Origin of the sequence: Sporolactobacillus nakayamae (assembly GCF_900113325.1) — a bacterium.
Classification (GTDB): domain Bacteria; phylum Bacillota; class Bacilli; order Bacillales; family Sporolactobacillaceae; genus Sporolactobacillus; species Sporolactobacillus nakayamae.
In genome coordinates, this window is record NZ_FOOY01000011.1 from 12,319 (window position 1) to 31,399 (window position 19,081).

A 19,081-nucleotide genomic window follows, 5' to 3' on the forward strand; every position below is an offset into this window, starting at 1 on the left:
AGCAGTTGATTTTCGTTGCTCGAGTAGTTGTTAATCAATTTATTAGGTGCAATTATTGATTTGATTTCTTTGGAATATGAATGGAATTTAGAAAAAATAAATGAGAGCAGAGCACTAATCCAATATATTTAGTGAAGAGCCAAAGTTATGAATGGTATCTTCCGCTTATAGATATAATTAAAGCGAAGAGTACAGTTTAAACCAACGTTTACTTAAACTCTAGCCTTGTCTGTATGATTCATGCGCGGTATGATGAAAATAATTGAAATTTGGAGGTGAGAAAGGTTTATGAAGCTGACTTTATCCTGTGTGCGCACATTGATTGCTGCTAAAAACGGGAGATTTGCGCCCTTTTTTAAGCAGCGATTGCGGGATAAAGCATGATCAATGTTCACTTTTGAAGATCAGGGCCAAATCAGGCGGGTGGGTTCACCAACATGCCGCAATCGCAAAAACACGAGCGATGCGGAGGATGGATCATGAACGACCTGATAAAAAATAAAAATTTTGTTTCACTCTTTTTTGGACGATTAATCTCCAATATCGGTGATAGTCTCTATTATATCGCTGCGATGTGGCTTGCCTATAATTTGGGCGGCTCCGCTTTCTACTCGGGGCTTGCCGGCTTTTTGACGCTCCTCCCGGAATGTCTCTCCTTTTTAGTTGGTCCAATTGTGGATCGGATGAATCTGAAAAAAGTGCTCGTCATTCCTTCGCTTTTTCAAGGGATGCTTCTTTTGCTTGTCCCCACTCTATACATGACTCATTTACTTACGGTTACCGGTGTGCTGATCATCATGCCCTTGATCGCTTTAATTGATTTATTTCCTTATCCTGCCGAAGGCGCGCTGATTCCAAGATTGGTGAAGAAAGAGCAACTGGTTGCGGCAAATAGTGCGATGAGCTTTTCCTATCAGGGAACGGATCTGATCTTCAGTATGTGCGGCGGCTTTCTGATTTTGTTCACCGGCGCGGTGAATCTGTATCTTATTGACACGTTTACTTTCTTTATTGCGGCAGCATTTTTTGCGACCATACGTTTAAAGGTGTCGAATCAAATAGCACAGCCTTCATTTAATTTTTCGTCTTACCGGGCGGATTTGGCTGCTGGGTTTCGCTTTGTAATGCAACCTTTGAATCTCAGCCTGTTGCTGCCGCTTTTGGGTATAAACTTTTTCTTAAGTGCCGTACTCGCGGCCCTGCCGTCGTTCGCAAATCAGCTAGGCGGCCCGGGGAAATATGGAATTCTGCTCACCTGTTACACATTGGGATTTTTGCTTGGAACGCTGACCTCATCCTTTATATCTCGAAAAATGACGATGGGTAAAGCGCTGATTTTCGGCTATGCCTGGTCCGGTATCTTGTGGCTGCTTGCTGCATGGGCAGCGGATCGTTTCTTTGTGCTTTGCTGCGTCTTTATTGTTCTGGCTAATTTCCCGGTCGGGGCAACGAATATCCTGTTCACTACCTTTTTTCAAGTGATGCCGCCTCAGGACATGATCGGACGTGTGTCTGCGGTTATTGAAACGCTGATTGCAGCCGCAATGCCGCTCGGAGCATTGTTCGGCGGCACAATCGCAGCTTGGCTTGGCAGTACGCCTCTGTTTCTCCTTCAGGGTGGGGTTGTTCTGGTCACGTCACTGGTTTGGATAGTGAATAAGAAGTTGCGGCAGATTCCACGATTGGAGTAAGGCGATGGATGACGAACAAGGGTTTATAGATAATTAGTTGACAAAGTCAATTAATTATCCTATATTACTGATCAAGGAGGGCATGGCAATGATCAGTCACAAAATAAAAACTAAAATCAGAACATTTAATCGATTTTATACAAATGTACTTGGATTGCTTGATCGGCACATTTTATCCAGTGCCTTTTCACTGACGGAGGCTCGGGTTCTGCTTGAAATTCAACTGATGCCGCAGTGTACCGCCAAGAAGATTATCGAAAAATTGACCATTGATGCAGGCTATTTAAGTCGTATTCTCAATACATTTGAACGCAAAGATTGGATCGTACGAGAAAATGATTCAAATGATCGGCGCAGCAGCATCATTCGTCTTGTACCAAAAGGAAAACAGGAGCTGGAGCGACTGTCGGAGAAGTCTGATCAGCAGATTGAACGACTTATTCATGGAATCAATGCCGCAGAGCAGAAACAATTGCTTGACGCTATGGAAACAATTTATGCTATTTTAGGCGGAAATAACGATCCCAAGCTGCGCTGTTTTCAAGCAAGCGATCACACATTCATTGTGAATGCCCATCGCAATTTATATGCACGCGAGTACGGGTTTAACGATAAGTTTGTTCAGTATGTCGCCGATGCAGTATCCGCCTTTATGGACTGCCATGATTCGGAAAAAGAAAAGATCTGGATTCTGGATGAGGGCAACGAGGCAAAGGGATGTATTGCAATCGTTCGCGAATCTGAAAGCATCGCGCAGTTGCGCTGGTTTTTGCTTGACCAATCGCTCAGAGGTAGGGGATATGGTCACAAGCTGCTCGACACCGCGATCCAATTTTGCCGTGAACAGGGCTATAAGAAAGTCATTCTTTGGACGGTCAGCGATTTGAAGGCAGCGCGTCATCTCTATGGCAGCAAAGGCTTTACCTGTGTTCAGCAACACCCGAATAAAACATGGACAAATCATGTGATTACGGAGGAAAAATGGGAACTGGTCTTTTGAAGAAAGAGATTAATTGAGGTTACGCCTCACTTTAATAAATGCGACAATTTCTTTTTGTTCCTCTTCTGTGAGTGCTTCCCCATCAATAATTAAGCAGCAGTTCGCTTCTTGGGGTTGATCGAGATGAATGTTTGGTTTATAAGGCCGATCAACTAATGTATCTAGAGAAGTCTTAAAAAAATCAGCTATCTTGATCAATGCGTCGATCGGCGGCTGACGGTAGCCGGTTTCATAGCTGGCGTATGTACTTTTAGCGATCCCGAGAATATCGGCCATGTTCTGGATCGTTAATTTTTTTTTCTTTCTTAATGCAATTAATTGATCAAGCATCCGAACACTCCCTCAGTAGTCAGTTTACCTCTAGATACACGTATAGTAAACATTTTGTTGAAAAATATAGAGAAAAAGTTATAATGATCGTATAAAATACACAAGACGAGGAATTATTAATGAAAAAAATTTTAGTTCTTGCTACAGGGGGAACGATTGCCTCAACGCCTCATCAGGATGGATTGGCACCGGGTATGACCATTGATCAACTAGCTGGTTATTTTGAGCACAATTCAGATGTTTCCGTTGATTTTCACGTGTTAATGAATAAGGACAGTACCAACATGCAGCCGGAAGACTGGCTCACTTTGGCTAAAACCATTGATGAAAATCAGCACTGCTACGACAGTTTTATTATCACGCATGGGACGGACACCATGGCCTATACGGCGGCAGCATTGTCGTATCTGCTCCATGGCCTGAAAAAAACAATTGTCATTACCGGTTCACAGGTTCCGGTCAGTTTTAAGCGTACCGATGCTAAGAAAAATATTAAGGACGCACTGACGTTTGCGCAAAAGGCAGATCTTTCCGGTGTATTCATTATTTTTGATGGAAAAGCGATTCTTGGGACGCGGGCAATTAAAATGAGAACAAAAAGCTACGACGCATTTGAAAGTATAAATTATCCTTATGTCGCTTCGATTGACGATGCAACGATTCGTATTCAGTTCAAGCCAAAAAACGATACAGATTCATTTTCCCGGAAAATCGATATCTGTCCGGATGTCTTTTTACTGAAAATTTTTCCGGGACTCTCTCCTGCCTTTTTCGACTTTCTTAAGAGTCATACAAAGGGACTGATTATTGAAAGCTTTGGAAATGGCGGCCTGCCCTTCGAAAAAAGAGATCTGGTCACCGGGGTCAGAAATTTGGTGCAGGAGGGCATCCCTGTGGTTATTACGACTCAATGCCTTGAAGAAGGCCAGAACATGGACCTTTATGAGGTAGGAAAACGGGTCGAAGAGGCCGGCGGGATCACAGCCGGTGATATGAACACAGAAGCGATCGTTGCGAAGCTAATGTGGATTCTTTCGCAAACCACTGATCTATCGGAAATCAAAAGAATGCTTCAGACACCGATCGCTCATGATTTGGATTATATTTAAAGTTTAAGGGAAGGCGAGTACAATTAAATCTTCTTTTTTTACGATTACGATCATAATTATCAGCTCGATTCTGTACGGTATCGGCATTAATTGGTTTCTAATTCCGGCCAATGTTTATTCGAGCGGATTCGGCGGTTTGTCCCAACTGATTGCAACAACCGTACACCAGTTTTATCCGGCATTATCAATTTCAAATATGGTCGGTGTGCTCTACCTCGTGTTTAATATACCTGTGCTCGTTTTGGCATGGCATGCACTTGGGCGGAAATTTGTCAGCTATACAATACTGAGCGTTATTTCATGCTCTGTTGCGCTTCACTTTATTCCAAACATTGATTTTTCATCCAATGTACTTTTGAATGCCATTTTCGGCGGCATTTTTTGTGCGTCCGGGGTTGCCCTGACGCTTCGATCAGGTGCGTCAACGGGCGGGCTCGATGTGATTTCGCTGGTTATGATTCGGAAAACCAATTTTTCATTTGGCCGGATCAGCCTGAGCTTCAACGTGATGATCACGGTCATTGCCGGGATTGCCTTCGGTGTAGAAAAATCGCTGTATACATTGATCAGCTTATATACGAATGCCAAAGTTGTCGACACCATTTATACAAGCAAATTCAAAATACAGCTCACGATGGTCATCGATGGAGACCGTCTGGATACGGTTAGGAGCCTCGTTCTAAAGCATACGAAACACGGCCTGACCTATACCGAGGCAAGAGGCGGCTACACCGATAATAAAAAACAGATCATTTATACCGTGATTACACGCGATGAACTTCCGCAACTGGCGGCACTCATCCATCAAGCCGATTCCTCATCATTTATCACCATTCAGAATGTTGGCGAAGTGAAAGGCAAATTTTTAATGCAGTAGCCGTTCGCTCCTTTCCTTAGAAAAGACGGCCATTTCTGAAAGGATGACTTCTCTTTTAGAAAATATACGATTTCTGCCTTGCTAGTATGAAGATATGGTCATAAGAGGCTAATTCCCAATCCGTTCTGATCGGTTGAGCGATTAGGTAGGCATCTGATCTGATAAATAGACGGAGAAATTCCGCTTAATTAGAAAATAAGCGAAAAAAAAGCTTGAATAGACGGAAAAATTCCGCTTATCGAATCGAAAAACGTGAAAATGGAGAGTTTTGTTTTGCATAAGCGGAAAAATTACCCTTATTTACCGGCGAATAAGTGCTATGGTGCATATAAACGGAAAAACTCCGCTTATTTTATTGCTAGGAAATTATAAAGATCGACTTGTGGCTAACTCTCCTTTAAACGATTCATTATACAATTAAGAAAAAGCTTATGAGCATAATACTTTTCTATATACCTATAGGGGTATACACTATAGGTGTAATAGAAGTTTAGATTTAGTCTTGAGGCAGTTTGCCGGTGATGAACCGTCAAACTTCTGATTTGTCAAGAGCTTAAAAAAATTAAAAAGGAGTGATGAATGATGAATGAAATTACTGTGTATACAACGAACACTTGTCCTTATTGCCATATGGTGAAAAATTTTCTGAAACAACAGGGACTATCATTTAAGGAAATCAATGTACAAGAAGATCAGATTGCGGGTCAACATCTTGTGGAAACAACCGGACAAATGGGTGTGCCACAAACAAATGTGAATGGTCAATGGGTACTCGGATTTGATCCTAATCGAATCATGAGTTTTGTTCACGCATAAGCTTGTTTGACCGTCAATAGGACGAAGAATCAATCATTGACCAAAAAGAGAAAGCGAACCCATCTTCTCGATTTTTGATTGGTGAGAAAAGCTTGAAAATATTATACCCCCATAGGTATAATATTGCTGAACGTTGGCGGATTCATCACCATGAATTCATGCACCGGGAGGGCTTATTGTGAAACAGCGAATCATTATTGTCGGCGGCGTTGCCGGTGGTGCGAGTGTAGCGACACGACTCAGGCGACTAAATGAAGAAAATGAAATTGTCATGTATGAAAAAGGCGCTTACATTTCTTTTGCTAATTGCGGGCTTCCATATTATGTCGGTGGAACAATCCGTGAAAAAGATGCGCTGCTTGTCGAATCGGTTGAGAACATGGTCAAGGAATTCAATATTGAGGTGCACAACAACACAGAAGTGGTTGATGTAGATCCGGAAAAACACATGATTACAGTAAAAAATGTGTTGACCGGTGAAGTGTCAACCGATCAATACGACCGTTTGATCCTTTCCACAGGGGCAAAACCGATTGTTCCTAAGATTCAAGGACTTGATCACGCGGATAATGTCTTTTCCGTACGGAATATACCGGATGTTGAACGAATAAAAAATTATATCGATGCCCATACAGTGCACAGAGCTGCGGTGATCGGTGGCGGTTTTATTGGGCTGGAAATGACTGAAAACCTTGCAGATCTCGGTTTGGAGGTCACACTGGTTGAAGCGAGTCCGCAAGTGATGGCTCCGCTTGATTTTGAAATGGCGCAATTTGTTCATGAGCAAATTGAACTTCATGGTGTTCAACTGATCTTAAATGATGGTGTCGCGCGTTTTTCAGACAATGGGCATACGGTAGTGCTGAGCAGCGGCAAAGAAATTGACACCGACCTGACCGTGATGGCAATTGGCGTCTTACCCGACAGTACGTTGGCGAAGAAAGCCGGTGTGAAGACAGGGATTAAGGGTGCAATCGTTGTTAACGAGCATTTTGAAACGAGTGTTCCGGATATTTTTGCGATTGGTGATGTGATTGAAGTTAAAGATTTCATCACCGGCACGCAAACGTTAATTCCTCTTGCCGGCCCGGCAAATCGTCAAGGACGGTTTCTCGCAGATTATCTTAATGGATTGGATGCGAAGAATCCGCCTGTGCAGGGAACAGCCGTGGCAAAAGTTTTTGCACTCACCGTGGCGACCACAGGGAAAAACGAGCGCCTTTTGAAACAGGCCGGTATAGCCTACCAGGTCGTTCATTTACACCCCAATTCCCATGCTGGCTATTATCCTGGCGCAGCACCGATTGAATTGAAAGTGATCTATGATGAACAGGGGAAAATTCTCGGTGCGCAAGCTATTGGTACAGAAGGGGCGGACAAACGCATCGACATGATTTCGGCAGTCATGCGTTTAAACGGATCAATTGAGGATCTTCAGTTGGTTGAAGTGGCGTATGCGCCACCGTATGCATCGGCAAAAGATCCGGTCAACTATGCAGGTTACATCGCTGCCGATCAGCGTCAAGGTTTAGTGAAGACAATTGAATGGCATGAGGTCGACGCACTGATTGAGAACCATGCGTATTTCTTGGATGTACGCGAATCATTTGAGCTTGCTGCCGGAACACTTCCGGGCAGTCATCATATTCCGCGAGGCGAATTAAGAGGGCGGCTGGCGGAACTTCCAAAGGGCCAGCCGATTTACGTTTATTGCTCTGTAGGGCTTCGCGGTTATAATGCGGCGCGCATTTTGGCACTGAATGGTTTTGATGTCTCTAATCTTGACGGCGGTTTAAAAACTTATGAACAGGCCAAATATGAGACGGGTCAATGGAAAGCACAGCTTCATCTTGCAGCTCAAAGTGAATCAGCTTCAACAACTGTGCAGCAAGCACCGCAATGTACAAAAATTGAAGTAGATGCTTGCGGGCTGCAGTGTCCTGGCCCCATTCTCAAGGTCAAGCAATCCATGGAGAAGATGAATATGGGAGACGTCCTACAAGTTCAGGCCTCTGATTTTGGCTTTCATAAGGATATTGTTGCCTGGGCCAATGCAACAGGTAATCAGTTGCTGACAAACAACATTGTTGGTAATAAGGTGGTTGCGACGCTGGCGAAAGGATCCAAGGCTAACCGTGATCATTCGGCTCAGGTCGTGCAAACGGCTCAGAATTTTGGCGGTGCTACGACGATGGTGGTTTTTGACGGTGATTTGGATAAAGCAATCGCAACGTTTATTATTGCGACCGGAGCGGCTGCGATGGGTAAGCCGGTCACGCTTTTCTTCACCTTCTGGGGGCTAAATATTATTAAGAAACATGCCAATCCGAAGATCAGCAAGTCGGGAACCGACAAACTGTTCAGTATGATGCTGCCAAAGAGCGCGGATCATCTGCCGCTCTCACGGATGAATATGGGCGGTATGGGACCGAAAATGATAAAAAAGGTCATGGCTGACAAGAATGTTGACAGTCTTGCTGTTATGATCGAACGTGCCAAACAGCTTGGTGTTAAAATGGTCGCTTGTACTATGAGTATGGAGTTAATGGGCATTGCACGTGAAGAAATCATCGATGGCGTTGAATTCGGCGGTGTGGCCAGCTATTTAGGCGAAGCGGCAAAATCAAATGTGAATCTATTTATTTAATCAGATCAAATCATTGAATAACTCCCCTCTTGATAGGGTCAGGTGATCGATTAAACGCGTAGGAGCAAGACTCCTGCGGGTTGCTCTGATTTACCTGGTTTTAAAAATATGTTAAAGAGTATACCAGTATCGATAAAAAAAGGAGGCAGCTCATGGAGTATACATCGCAAATGACCAATCGATTGAAACGGATTGATGGGCAAATCCGTGGAATTATTCACATGATGGAACAGGGGGAAGACTGCCGCAATGTGGTCACTCAGATGACGGCCGCACGATCAGCAATGGATCGTGCACTGGGTCTAGTCATTGGCAAGAATCTTGAAGCTTGCTTGCGGGAACAGATTGAAAACGGTGAAGGATCAGCTGAATCAATGATAAACGAAGCGGTACAAATGCTGGTGAAAAGCCGTTAAAGAACCAAGATAAAGTGAGTCCAACGGCGTAAGGAGGAAATCAGTCATGAGATGCATGTTCTTTTGCAAACCAAGAATCAAGAAGATAAGCACTTCAGAGCTAAAGGAAGTCTACTTGCCGAGTAAAAAGGGTCACTATTTTCTTGATGTACGCACAAAAGCAGAATTCAACGGTCAGTCAATTCCGGGGTTTGTCAATATTCCATTGCAAACCCTGCACAATCATCTCAATAAGATTCCGAAAGAAAAAGAAGTGGTTGTCATTTGTCAAAGTGGTATGAGAAGTTCGATGGCCTGTAAGATTTTGAAAAAAGCAGGTTATGAAAAAGTGACTAATGTGCGTGGCGGAATGAATCGCTGGTTTTAATTTTTTATTGGGGAAAATATACCTATATGGGTATTTGGATGCGCGGTTTTTGATAAAAAATAAAAAGTTGTTCCAAGGAGGAAACCTGCATGTATGAAGAGTGGACACCCGAAGAAGTTGAGCAACGGATACGCAGTCATGCGCCAGTAAGTATTATTGACGTTCGCGAACCATTTGAATTTGTTGAAGGGCACATTCCTGGTGCCAAGAATATTTCGGTTAATGGAATCCAGAACCGACTCGATGAAATCAACAAAAATCAAGAACATATCATTGTTTGTCATTCCGGAAGCAGAAGCGGTGTGGCTTCTGCCATTTTGTCCGCAAATGGATTTAAGGTCAAAAATATGACAGACGGGATGATGAACTGGCACGGACCGATCGAATTTTACGAGGGGGAAACTCAATGAAATACGTCATTATTGGAGGAGTTGCCGGCGGTATGTCGGCAGCCACACGTCTGCGCCGATTGAATGAAGATGCGGAGATTATTGTCTTGGAACGTGGTCCTTATGTTTCTTTTGCCAATTGTGGACTTCCTTATTTTATTGGCGGCGTGATTAAAGAACGTTCGAAGCTGCTCGTGCAAACGGCGGAAAAGCTGTATCAGCGCTTTCGTCTGGACGTGCGGCCAGAAAACGAAGTCACACATATCGATCGAAAACTAAAGAAGGTGATCATTAATCATCATGGAAAGACTTATGAAGAGACCTATGATGTGCTGATTCTCTCAACAGGCGCGCACCCGATGCGTCCGCCAATTGAAGGAATCGACCAAGCAGACAATTTGTTCACGCTGCGTGACGTTCCGGATGCTGAAGGCATTGTTCAATACCTGCAGCAGCATAAAGCGGATCGTGCGGTGATCGTTGGTGCCGGTTTTATCGGCATTGAAATGGCCGAGAATCTGGCAGAACGCGGACTTAAAGTGACGATCGTTGAACGAGAGCATCAAGTCCTTCCTCCGCTTGATCCGGAAATGGCGATTATGATTGAAGCTGAACTGAAAAAGCACAACATTGAGGTGCTCAAAGGAAAAACAGTAACGAGTTTTGAGAAAAAAGGCGCGGTTCTTGTTCTCGATGACGGCACGCGCAAGCAGACGGATCTGACGCTGTTATCGGTCGGTGTTGTTCCGGAGTCATCCTTAGCTGATCACGCGGGCTTGGCACTTGGCATTCGTCGAAGCATATCGGTGAATGATCAATTACAGACTAGTGATCCAAACATCTATGCGATTGGAGATGCAATAGAGGTTGCTCAAACGGTCGGCGGTCGGGCAGCAGTTATACCGCTTGCTTCTCCGGCCAATCGGCAGGGACGCATGGTTGCTGATATTTTAAGCGGGATGAAACGCAGTTACAAGGGCACTCTAGGTACATCCATAGTGAAAGTCTTTGATTGGTCTGCAGCTGTAACCGGATTGAGTGAGAAACTATTGCAGCGATTCAATATCCCCTACGAAGCGCTGCACACGAGCCCGCCGGATCATGCAACCTATTATCCGGGCAGTTCGCAGATGACGCTAAAGCTGCTCTTTGATCCTGAAACAGGGAAGATACTGGGTGCACAGGCGGTCGGCGAGAAGGGAATCGATAAGACTATTGATATACTTGCCACAGCAATTCATGGACAGATGACTGTCAATGATCTGACCGCGCTGGAACTCGCTTACGCTCCGCCATTTAGTTCGGCAAAAGCACCGATTAATTTGATCGGCTATGCTGCAGAAAATGTGATGGACGGCAATGTGCAGAATAGTCAATGGAACGAAGTCGATCAGTTGGTGAAGCAGGGAGCAATGCTGATTGATGTTCGAACGGAACAAGAATACGGGAGCGGAACCATTCAGGGGGCAGTGAATATTCCCTTAGACGATCTACGTGAACGGGTAAGTGAAATCCCGAAAGATCGTGATCTGATTGTGACGTGTCAGGTAGGGCTTCGCGGCTATCTTGCGGCGCGTATTCTTGCTCAGAAAGGCTATTCAGTAAAGAATCTGGATGGAGGCTATAAATTATACAAGAGTGTTTTTGCAAAAAAATACAGTAATTGATACAAAGGGTAAGCCATCATTCGATTGAATCAGCCGAGCTGACGGACCAGATGGGAATCCATTCTGAGCAATTAGCTATATCTGCCTATCAAGATGGATCGGTGTTACGAAAAATAGGAGGACACCTCTGGAGTACCGGAGGTGTCCTCCTTATCATTCATAGTGGGCCTTGCTAATATAAAAAAATAATATGATACAATTGATTTCGGTAAGTAAGCGAAAAATCATAAACAAAGATGTTGAAGTGGGGGAATAAATTTTTGACTGCTCAACCGTTAAACCCGATCGCTATTCATCTTGGCCCGATTCAAATTTATTGGTATGGTATTATTATTGCCTGTGGCGCGTTGCTTGGTTTGATAATTGCCGTGCGTGAAGGCAACAGACGTGGTATTCCCAAGGATACATATATCGACCTCATTATGTTTGCCGCACCGATTGCCGTCATTTGTGCCCGCATTTATTATGTCGCTTTTGAATGGTCTTTCTATTCGCAACATCCATCACAAATCGTAGCCATATGGAACGGTGGCATTGCCATTTATGGCGCTTTGATTGGAGGGGCAGTCACGACGATTGTATTTTGTCGTATGCGTCATCTGTCGTTCTGGAAGATTGCCGATGTTATTGCACCGAGTGTGATTCTCGGACAGGCACTTGGACGTTGGGGTAATTTTATGGATCAGCAGGCTCACGGTGGCCCGACGACCCGAGCCGCGCTTGAGCGTATGCATCTTCCGGATTTTATTGTCAATCAGATGCTGATTAACGGCACCTACTATGTTCCGACTTTTCTATATGAGTCGCTCTGGGATTTTGCAGGCTTTATCCTCCTCCTTATACTAAGGCGGGTGAATTTGCACCGTGATGAGCTTTTTATGTCCTATATCATTTGGTATTCGCTCGGCCGCTCGTACATTGAAGGTCTAAGGACAGACAGTCTGATGCTAGGGCCACTGCGTGTCTCTCAATGGCTGGCAGTCGTACTGATCATTATCGGTGTCGGGCTGATCCTGTTCTGGAGAGTGAAAAAAGAGAAACGTCCGTATTATCTAGATACTTGATCATTTCATGAGTTAATAGCACAATCGGTTATATTCTTATAAATGTAAGGTTAATCTTTTGATTGATAGTTATTAGACGATCAAATAAACCTGCTCTTGCAGTTAAATAGATTAAAAAATAGCCATAAAATCTGAACTGACTCCGTCAAGTCAGTCATGAATGTTTCTTTGGGCAAGGGACCCTCACCTAATCTTTTTGTGGATTAAATGCCGATAAATTTTTTCTGTCCCAAGGCAGGTGAAGAATTATAATGAAGCTAATGAAATTGAACTAATGATACAAGTAATTGAAGAGAAGTGATGAAATGAAACCATTGAACGAAAGAAAAATTCGAGGAAATTTTGATGCGACTCGACTGTTATTCGTAATGGAAGGACTGCTTGTCGGTTTGCTGGCAGGCGGAGCGGTCAGTTTATTCCGCTTGTTCATTGAATCATCCTTACATTTTTGGCAATATCTCTATCGGATGGTGCCGACACATCTTTGGTTAATTGCTGTCTTTATTCTCATTAATGGCATCCTTGCGTTAATTATTGGCATATTCGTTCGTTCTGAACCCAATATTATGGGCTCAGGGATTCCTCAGGTAGAAGGGCAGCTTGCCGGTGATATAAAAATGAATTGGTGGCAGATTTTATGGAGAAAATGGATTACCGGGGTACTTGGCATTGGTTCAGGGTTATTTCTGGGTCGAGAAGGTCCTTCTATTCAATTAGGTGCCGCGATTGGTCAGGGCGTGTCGGAACGAATAAACTCAAATGAATCGTCGCGGCGGATTTTTATTGCGTGCGGTTCTGCGGCTGGTTTATCCGCAGCTTTTAATGCGCCGATAGCCGGAACGTTGTTTGTATTGGAAGAGGTCTATCACAATTTTTCTCCTCTTGTATGGATGACGTCTTTGGCGGGAGCCATTGGTGCGGATTTTATCTCGTCAAACTTTTTTGGACTTGTTCCGGTGCTTCAACTTCACTATCAGGCAAGTTTCCCGCTTTATTTGTATGGGCACCTTATTTTACTAGGCATGGTACTGGGTGTTCTTGGTTTTGTTTATCAAAAGGTATTGCTTTTTATGCCTCGTGCCTATGCGGCAGTTGCTCCAAAACTGCCCCGTCATTTTCATGGAATCATACCCATGCTGCTTGTGATCCCCATTGGAATTTTTTTGCCGCAAACGCTTGGCGGTGGAAATCAGTTGATTTTAGATGTTAACAACCTTCCATCGGTTGTTTGGATTCTTTTCTCATTGTTTGCACTTCGTTTTATTTTTTCGATGCTCTCCTACGGATCGGGTCTTCCCGGTGGTATTTTCTTGCCTATTTTGACTCTTGGCGCGCTGATTGGGGTTGTCTATGGTACATTAATGGCGCAGCTCGGATTGATGCCGAAGATTTATATTATGAACTGCGTCATTTTTGCCATGGCCGGTTATTTTGCGGGGATTGGCAAAGCACCATTTACGGCAATTATTTTAATTACTGAAATGGTGGGAAATCTTGGGCACTTGATGCCGCTTGCGGTAACCTCAATTGTTGCCTATATTATTGTCGATGTACTAGGCGGCAGGCCAATCTATGAATCACTTCTCGCACGGTTGAATCTGGGGAAAAAGTTAAATCAGCTGAGCGGTAAAAATGACCGATTGGAGTTTCCGGTGTTTGCCGGCAGCCAATTGGAAAAAAAACTCATTCGTGATATCCATTGGCCCAATAACGTCTTGCTCATTGGTATTCGTCGTGGTGAGCGTGAAGTGATTCCTCATGGAGATACGTTAATTCGTTCAGGGGATACACTGATTCTGTTGACGGATCGCAATGAGCGCAGCAAGGTAAAGCGGACGTTGCATGAAATGAACACATTGGGTATGTGACCCGGTTCATTATTTGTGCTACAATTTAGTTAATTAAATTCGGTGATGATGTTCGCCATTAACCGCTGTACATTTGCAGCTGATAACGTCTGTCTCATTCTCCGTACGATGGGGAATCATTGAGGCAGGCGTTTTTTAATTGGTACCATTTAAATAAGTTAAAAAAAGAGGCGGTAAGAGATGAAACAGTTGCTGAGAATGGTAGTTAGCGAAGAGATGGAAGTGAAACAATGGCTACTTCGTTTCCTATGGGGAAAGGGGTTACCGGGGCTAACCATTCGACAAAGTGAGATGAGTCTTGATGAAAGGGGTCTACGGCACGTCAGTGTTCTGGAGGACCAATTATATAATGATTTGGCACTTATTATTGAGACAGTAGCGGATGAAACGCTGATCACATCGATATTGCTGCAATTAAAAAAACGGCTGAAGCATGGGCAAATTTGCGTCACAAACGGTTTGGAGGGTGATAAAATGAACGAACATCGCTATTATACAGTGAAGGTGTATACGAAAGAAGATAATACATGGTTCAAAAAGGAAGAATACGAAAAGGTATTGCTTTTCTTTCAAGAAAAGAACGCGATATGGACATCCATGACTAAGGGAATTGCCGGCTATGGCAAGGATCGAGTGATTCATACTCAGAAAATGTTTTCATTGAGCGGCAAAATACCGGTTGTGATTGAATGCGTTGTTAAGGGTGACTACTTGAATGAATTGCTTGCCGAATTAAAAACAATTGTTGAAGAAGGAACCATTTTTACAACGCCGGTTCATTTAATTGAAAATAAATAGAAATTAGTAAAATGGGGAGGATTTTTAGGTGTATTATGTATTTCTTGTGATTTTCGGCATACTTGGGGCGATTTCTCGCTATTCAATTAGTCTCGTGATTCACGACACGGCGTTTCCATTGGCAACGCTCTTGATCAATGTCTTTGGCTGTTTTTTACTTGCATTCATCACTCAGTTTTTGTCACGCATCCCGAAACTGTCAAGCCGATTTGTAACAGCGATTGGAACCGGATTCGTTGGTTCTTTCACCACCTTTTCAACGTTTACACTTGAGTCGATGCACTTAATTCAAACCGGACAACTATTCGCTGCCTTCCTGTATCTTTTGATCAGCGGATTTGGCGGATTTATGGCATGCGTGCTCGGTTACCAATTTAGTAAGTGGCTTCTGATTCGTGTACGAAAGGGCGTGCTCCGACATGCTGATTAATTATTTAATGGTTGGGCTAGGCGCTTCATTTGGCGTTCTTGCTCGAGTGATGCTTTCCAATGAAATAAAGCGCAGATGGACGCGTGTGTTTCCATTGGCAACATTCATCGTTAACTTGAGCGGTGCGTTTGCGCTGGGTTTGCTCAACGGAGTTGGTGTAAGTCCGACGCTTTCGCTGCTTCTCGGTACGGGATTTATGGGTGCCTATACCACATTTTCTACCTTTAATGTGGAAAATGTTGAGTTGCGCAGACGGAAACATTATTGGTCGCTCTTTTGTTATACAGGTGGCTCCTACGTGTTTGGCCTATGTGCGGTTTATGCGGGTATACTGATTGGGAATGTTGTGCAAAGAGGATAATTGAAAGGTAGTGCCGGAGAAGTTAAGAAAGCTTCTTCGGCACTTGAACGTTTAGCGTTCGTGACAGTCTCCGGGTAATTAGTAGGTCCGCCTTCTTTAGACGAATAGATCGCAGACACAGGTACTGTTGATGATCATTGACTGCTTTCCCTTGTAAATCGGCCATTCCGAGAAGGTTAGGCAAAAATGATAATAAAAGCGATTTTAAATTCGCTAATCAGTGTGATTGCGTCTTAATAACGAACAGTCTTCATTCATTTGCAGCCTGAGATCCAGCAAAATTTTCATTACGCGTATTCATACAATTCATTTCCAACACATGAGAAAAAGTCCGTATTAATTATTAATGTAAGCGCTATTATAATTAAACCGTAAAGAGAATAGAAGCATGAATCAAGATAATGTTAATCAATTTGTTAAAAGTGATTAACATGAATATTCAAAAAAAGTTTTAAAATAGAGGAGAGATTGAAAATGGTTAATTCTTCATGGCTTGGATTAGAAAACAAGGTAATTATTGTGACAGGCGGCGCATCCGGAATTGGCAAACATATTGCGCGTACACTTAAGGATACAGGCGCCCAGGTTGTCGTTGGCGATCTGAATGCAGAGACCGGCTCGCAGGATGAAGAGGGAATTTATTATGTTCAGCTCGATGTTACCAAAAAGGCGAGTGTAGAGCAATTGGTTGACCATGTAGTCGCTAAATTCGGAACCATTGATGGACTTGTCAATAATGCGGGGATCAATCTTCCAAGATTACTTGTCGATTTTAAAGGTGAAAAGCCGGAATATGAGTTGGATGAAAAAGCATTTGACCTCATGATCGGCGTGAATCAAAAAGGTGTATTCTTCATGACTCAGGCCGTTGTTCGAGAATTTCTGAAGAAAGGCTCCGGTGTCGTGGTGAATACGTCTTCTGAAGCCGGTATGGAAGGATCAAATGGTCAAAGCTGTTATTCTGCAACAAAAGCGGCAGTTAACGGATTTACGCGTTCATGGGCAAAAGAGCTTGGCAGCCATCATATCCGTGTCGTAGCGGTTGCACCCGGAATTAATGAAAAAACAGGATTAACAACAGACGCGTACAATGAAGCGCTTGCCTATACAAGAAACATCACAGTTGATCAGTTGGGGACGGATTATGCAAAAGCGATACCTCTAGGGAGACCGGGTCGTTTAGACGATATAGGCAATCTGGTTACCTACCTGCTTTCCGATCGTGCTGATTATATTACCGGAACGACAATTAATATTACAGGCGGAAAATCGAGAGGCTGATCATCGTCCGCCTCTCTGAGTTCAGCAATAAGAGGGGAATAAAATGAGCAGATATACGCAAACCGATCGTCTCTCAATTATTGTGGGTGAACTCCGAAAAAAAGAATTTGTATCGATAGAAGATTTGACTAAAAAACTGTCTGTGACGGAACGAACAATACGAAATGATGTCACAGTGCTTAATCATGAATTCTGCAAGACAGCCGAAATTCAATTAAATAAAGGACAGTATGCGATACATGTCTATCGCGATCAGGCTTACCGGAGCATTGCAGAAGCATTAACTAAAGATCAAAAAACATCGGATTCGCCTGAAAATAGAGCGAAAAGTTTAATTGCACAGCTGCTGGCGGCCAATGAGCCGATAACGATGGATGATCTATCTGAACAATTAAATGTTAGCCGTTCAACATTGGTCAATGATTTGACACGAATGCGTGTGACGCTTGATCCCTACGAATTAGTAATTAAGGGAAAACCTAATCAGGGTATCCAATTGCAGGGATCAGAGTGGCATAAGCGGCTCTATATTCTGCAAAACAACGATCATGTACTCGACCAGCCATTGGACGATAAAATGCATGAGTTGGTCCACCAATTCGCCGTCACGTTTTCGCTTGCGGAAACAACCGAACGTGAATTCGTACGGTATGTCAGTGTCGTCCTCAGGCGCTCGGCACAGAATCCGTTGGTACAGAACAGCGATGACTTCGATCAATCCTATATTATGAAAACGAAAGAATATGGAAGGGTAAATACACTGGCAGATCAGTTGGAGAAACGCTGCGGAAGCCTTTCAACTGCGGAACGTGCTTTTCTAACCATTCCGGTATTGGGCAGGCGTTCACCGGTACATCTTCCGACAGACACAATGGCTCCATTGCCTGAATCAATTTTGCAGCTTATTAATGATATTGAGGAGCAAGTGGTTAAGCAATTGAACATTACCATTGATTTTACGAATATTACAAATGAGTTGGGCTATCATCTGCTATTTATGTTAAATCGCCTGATATTTGGTGTAAAAATTTATAACTCATTGATGAACGAGGTCCAAGAAAAATACCCGCTCGCCTGTGAAATTGCAACTATCGCTCATGATGTGATTAAAAGAAAGTACCAAATTGACGTGTCGGAAGCAGAACTCAGCTACCTCGCTTATTATTTTGGTATTGCTGTAAAGGAAAGTCAGATGCATAAACGGCAGCAATTAGAGCGAATTGCAATCGTTTGTGATACGGGACGCGGATCTGCCCGAATCATCTCAATGCAATTAAAAGAAATATTGCCTGAACATGTAGCGATACAACTTTTTTCTTCACGAACGGCAACAAAGGAATTAATGAACACATTTGATTTAGTCTTTTCAACAGTATCATTACCCGATCATATAAAACCACCGATTATTGAAGTAAAGGATATCTTTGATGAGCGAGCGCTTGCTCAAAAAATCAGTAAACTATGTGTACTTGATCATCTGCACATAACAGGCAATCAACAAGAAGAATCGATTATTTGCCGATTATTGAATACGGATCGCTTCTTTCTCCTATCAGATCGCAGGCCGTATTATGAAAATCTGAAACGGATGATTCATCACTTGGAAGAGGTAAATACAGTAGACGCTCAATTTAAGGAGCGTTTAATCAAGAGAGAGAAAATGAGATCCACTGTTTTTGACCATGGTATTGCGTTTCCCCACACTGTAAATATGGGGAATTCGGATATTGTTCTGGCTGTAGGCGTTTATCCGGAGAAACACCAAGAAGAGCATCGTGAAATCCGAATTGTTTTCCTGCTCGGGATACCTGAAAACAATCAGAATGAAACTCTGCTCGTCCAACTGTACGAAGAAATGATAGCGCTTGCAAAAAATGATGATTGGCTTCATGATTTGTCTAAAGAAACAACGTGTTCAGATTTTAGGCTGCTCGTGAAGCGTCAGCTGCTTCATCACTAATCAGAAGGGA

18 protein-coding genes and 1 riboswitch are annotated in these 19,081 nt (G+C 43.3%); of the genes, 17 read left to right on the forward strand and 1 reads right to left on the reverse strand.

The window, feature by feature from the left end; translation table 11 throughout:
- The first annotated feature begins 479 nt into the window (after positions 1-479).
- Positions 480-1,691 carry an MFS transporter gene (locus BM003_RS08655; protein WP_245734171.1) on the forward strand — a complete coding sequence of 404 codons (1,212 nt, stop codon included), beginning with the start codon at positions 480-482 and terminating at the stop codon, positions 1,689-1,691.
- Positions 1,692-1,779: 88 nt separating this feature from the next.
- Positions 1,780-2,691, forward strand: a complete 912-nt coding sequence (locus BM003_RS08660; RefSeq protein WP_177184722.1) for a bifunctional helix-turn-helix transcriptional regulator/GNAT family N-acetyltransferase — start codon at positions 1,780-1,782, stop codon at positions 2,689-2,691.
- Positions 2,692-2,700: 9 nt separating this feature from the next.
- Here the strand turns inward: BM003_RS08660 and BM003_RS08665 are convergent, their stop codons facing one another.
- On the reverse strand, positions 2,701-3,021 hold the full coding sequence (locus BM003_RS08665) for a helix-turn-helix domain-containing protein (RefSeq protein WP_093672157.1): 321 nt from the start codon (positions 3,019-3,021) through the stop codon (positions 2,701-2,703).
- 119 nt (positions 3,022-3,140) lie between these two features.
- Here BM003_RS08665 and BM003_RS08670 point away from each other — a divergent pair, with 119 nt between their 5' ends.
- The 15 genes from BM003_RS08670 to BM003_RS08740 all read left to right on the forward strand — a co-directional run bounded on the left by BM003_RS08670 (position 3,141) and on the right by BM003_RS08740 (position 19,071).
- The gene (locus BM003_RS08670; protein ID WP_093672159.1) at positions 3,141-4,130 is read left to right on the forward strand and encodes an asparaginase; all 990 of its coding nucleotides are present in this window, start codon (positions 3,141-3,143) and stop codon (positions 4,128-4,130) included.
- 55 nt (positions 4,131-4,185) lie between these two features.
- Positions 4,186-5,007 (forward strand): YitT family protein, encoded by an 822-nt coding sequence (locus tag BM003_RS08675; RefSeq protein WP_281242888.1) that lies wholly within the window; start codon positions 4,186-4,188, stop codon positions 5,005-5,007.
- 582 nt (positions 5,008-5,589) lie between these two features.
- A complete protein-coding gene (locus tag BM003_RS08680; protein WP_093672163.1) occupies positions 5,590-5,823 on the forward strand; it encodes a glutaredoxin family protein in 234 nt (77 codons plus the stop codon).
- A 178-nt stretch (positions 5,824-6,001) separates the two neighbouring features.
- Entirely contained in the window at positions 6,002-8,470 is a 2,469-nt protein-coding gene (locus tag BM003_RS08685; RefSeq protein WP_093672165.1) for an FAD-dependent oxidoreductase, read from the forward strand.
- Between the two features lie 152 nt (positions 8,471-8,622).
- On the forward strand, positions 8,623-8,886 hold the full coding sequence (locus tag BM003_RS08690) for a metal-sensitive transcriptional regulator (RefSeq protein WP_093672167.1): 264 nt from the start codon (positions 8,623-8,625) through the stop codon (positions 8,884-8,886).
- 46 nt (positions 8,887-8,932) lie between these two features.
- Positions 8,933-9,253, forward strand: coding sequence for a rhodanese-like domain-containing protein (locus BM003_RS08695; protein ID WP_093672169.1), 321 nt, complete (start codon positions 8,933-8,935; stop codon positions 9,251-9,253).
- 89 nt (positions 9,254-9,342) lie between these two features.
- The gene (locus BM003_RS08700) at positions 9,343-9,663 is read left to right on the forward strand and encodes a rhodanese-like domain-containing protein (protein WP_093672171.1); all 321 of its coding nucleotides are present in this window, start codon (positions 9,343-9,345) and stop codon (positions 9,661-9,663) included.
- The gene (locus BM003_RS08705; protein WP_093672173.1) at positions 9,660-11,309 is read left to right on the forward strand and encodes an FAD-dependent oxidoreductase; all 1,650 of its coding nucleotides are present in this window, start codon (positions 9,660-9,662) and stop codon (positions 11,307-11,309) included. The genes BM003_RS08700 and BM003_RS08705 overlap by 4 nt, the downstream gene beginning before the upstream one ends.
- Before the next feature lie 260 nt (positions 11,310-11,569).
- Positions 11,570-12,373, forward strand: coding sequence for a prolipoprotein diacylglyceryl transferase (gene lgt / locus BM003_RS08710; protein ID WP_245734173.1), 804 nt, complete (start codon positions 11,570-11,572; stop codon positions 12,371-12,373).
- Between the two features lie 305 nt (positions 12,374-12,678).
- The gene (locus BM003_RS08715; RefSeq protein ID WP_093672177.1) at positions 12,679-14,241 is read left to right on the forward strand and encodes a ClC family H(+)/Cl(-) exchange transporter; all 1,563 of its coding nucleotides are present in this window, start codon (positions 12,679-12,681) and stop codon (positions 14,239-14,241) included.
- 32 nt (positions 14,242-14,273) lie between these two features.
- A riboswitch (Fluoride riboswitch) is annotated at positions 14,274-14,340 on the forward strand.
- Positions 14,341-14,421: 81 nt separating this feature from the next.
- Positions 14,422-15,039, forward strand: coding sequence for a DUF190 domain-containing protein (locus tag BM003_RS08720; RefSeq protein ID WP_093672179.1), 618 nt, complete (start codon positions 14,422-14,424; stop codon positions 15,037-15,039).
- Between the two features lie 28 nt (positions 15,040-15,067).
- Complete coding sequence (gene crcB / locus BM003_RS08725; RefSeq protein WP_093672181.1) at positions 15,068-15,469, forward strand: fluoride efflux transporter CrcB; 402 nt, start codon at positions 15,068-15,070, stop codon at positions 15,467-15,469.
- Complete coding sequence (locus BM003_RS08730; protein WP_093672183.1) at positions 15,459-15,830, forward strand: fluoride efflux transporter FluC; 372 nt, start codon at positions 15,459-15,461, stop codon at positions 15,828-15,830. Before crcB ends, BM003_RS08730 begins: the two co-directional genes overlap by 11 nt.
- A gap of 474 nt (positions 15,831-16,304) precedes the next feature.
- Positions 16,305-17,111 carry an SDR family oxidoreductase gene (locus tag BM003_RS08735; protein WP_093672185.1) on the forward strand — a complete coding sequence of 269 codons (807 nt, stop codon included), beginning with the start codon at positions 16,305-16,307 and terminating at the stop codon, positions 17,109-17,111.
- A 43-nt stretch (positions 17,112-17,154) separates the two neighbouring features.
- A complete protein-coding gene (locus tag BM003_RS08740) occupies positions 17,155-19,071 on the forward strand; it encodes a BglG family transcription antiterminator (RefSeq protein WP_093672187.1) in 1,917 nt (638 codons plus the stop codon).
- Positions 19,072-19,081: the final 10 nt, after the last annotated feature.

Bases quoted from the DNA above. Each gene is read 5' to 3' on its own strand.
- BM003_RS08730 (WP_093672183.1), top strand. From the start codon at position 15,459: ATGCTGATTAATTATTTAATGGTTGGGCTAGGCGCTTCATTTGGCGTT.
- BM003_RS08670 (WP_093672159.1), top strand. From the start codon at position 3,141: ATGAAAAAAATTTTAGTTCTTGCTACAGGGGGAACGATTGCCTCAACG.
- BM003_RS08690 (WP_093672167.1), top strand. From the start codon at position 8,623: ATGGAGTATACATCGCAAATGACCAATCGATTGAAACGGATTGATGGG.
- BM003_RS08680 (WP_093672163.1), top strand. From the start codon at position 5,590: ATGAATGAAATTACTGTGTATACAACGAACACTTGTCCTTATTGCCAT.
- BM003_RS08735 (WP_093672185.1), top strand. From the start codon at position 16,305: ATGGTTAATTCTTCATGGCTTGGATTAGAAAACAAGGTAATTATTGTG.
- BM003_RS08700 (WP_093672171.1), top strand. From the start codon at position 9,343: ATGTATGAAGAGTGGACACCCGAAGAAGTTGAGCAACGGATACGCAGT.
- BM003_RS08655 (WP_245734171.1), top strand. From the start codon at position 480: ATGAACGACCTGATAAAAAATAAAAATTTTGTTTCACTCTTTTTTGGA.
- BM003_RS08715 (WP_093672177.1), top strand. From the start codon at position 12,679: ATGAAACCATTGAACGAAAGAAAAATTCGAGGAAATTTTGATGCGACT.
- BM003_RS08665 (WP_093672157.1), bottom strand. From the start codon at position 3,021: ATGCTTGATCAATTAATTGCATTAAGAAAGAAAAAAAAATTAACGATC.
- BM003_RS08695 (WP_093672169.1), top strand. From the start codon at position 8,933: ATGAGATGCATGTTCTTTTGCAAACCAAGAATCAAGAAGATAAGCACT.
- BM003_RS08705 (WP_093672173.1), top strand. From the start codon at position 9,660: ATGAAATACGTCATTATTGGAGGAGTTGCCGGCGGTATGTCGGCAGCC.
- BM003_RS08720 (WP_093672179.1), top strand. From the start codon at position 14,422: ATGAAACAGTTGCTGAGAATGGTAGTTAGCGAAGAGATGGAAGTGAAA.
- BM003_RS08740 (WP_093672187.1), top strand. From the start codon at position 17,155: ATGAGCAGATATACGCAAACCGATCGTCTCTCAATTATTGTGGGTGAA.
- BM003_RS08660 (WP_177184722.1), top strand. From the start codon at position 1,780: ATGATCAGTCACAAAATAAAAACTAAAATCAGAACATTTAATCGATTT.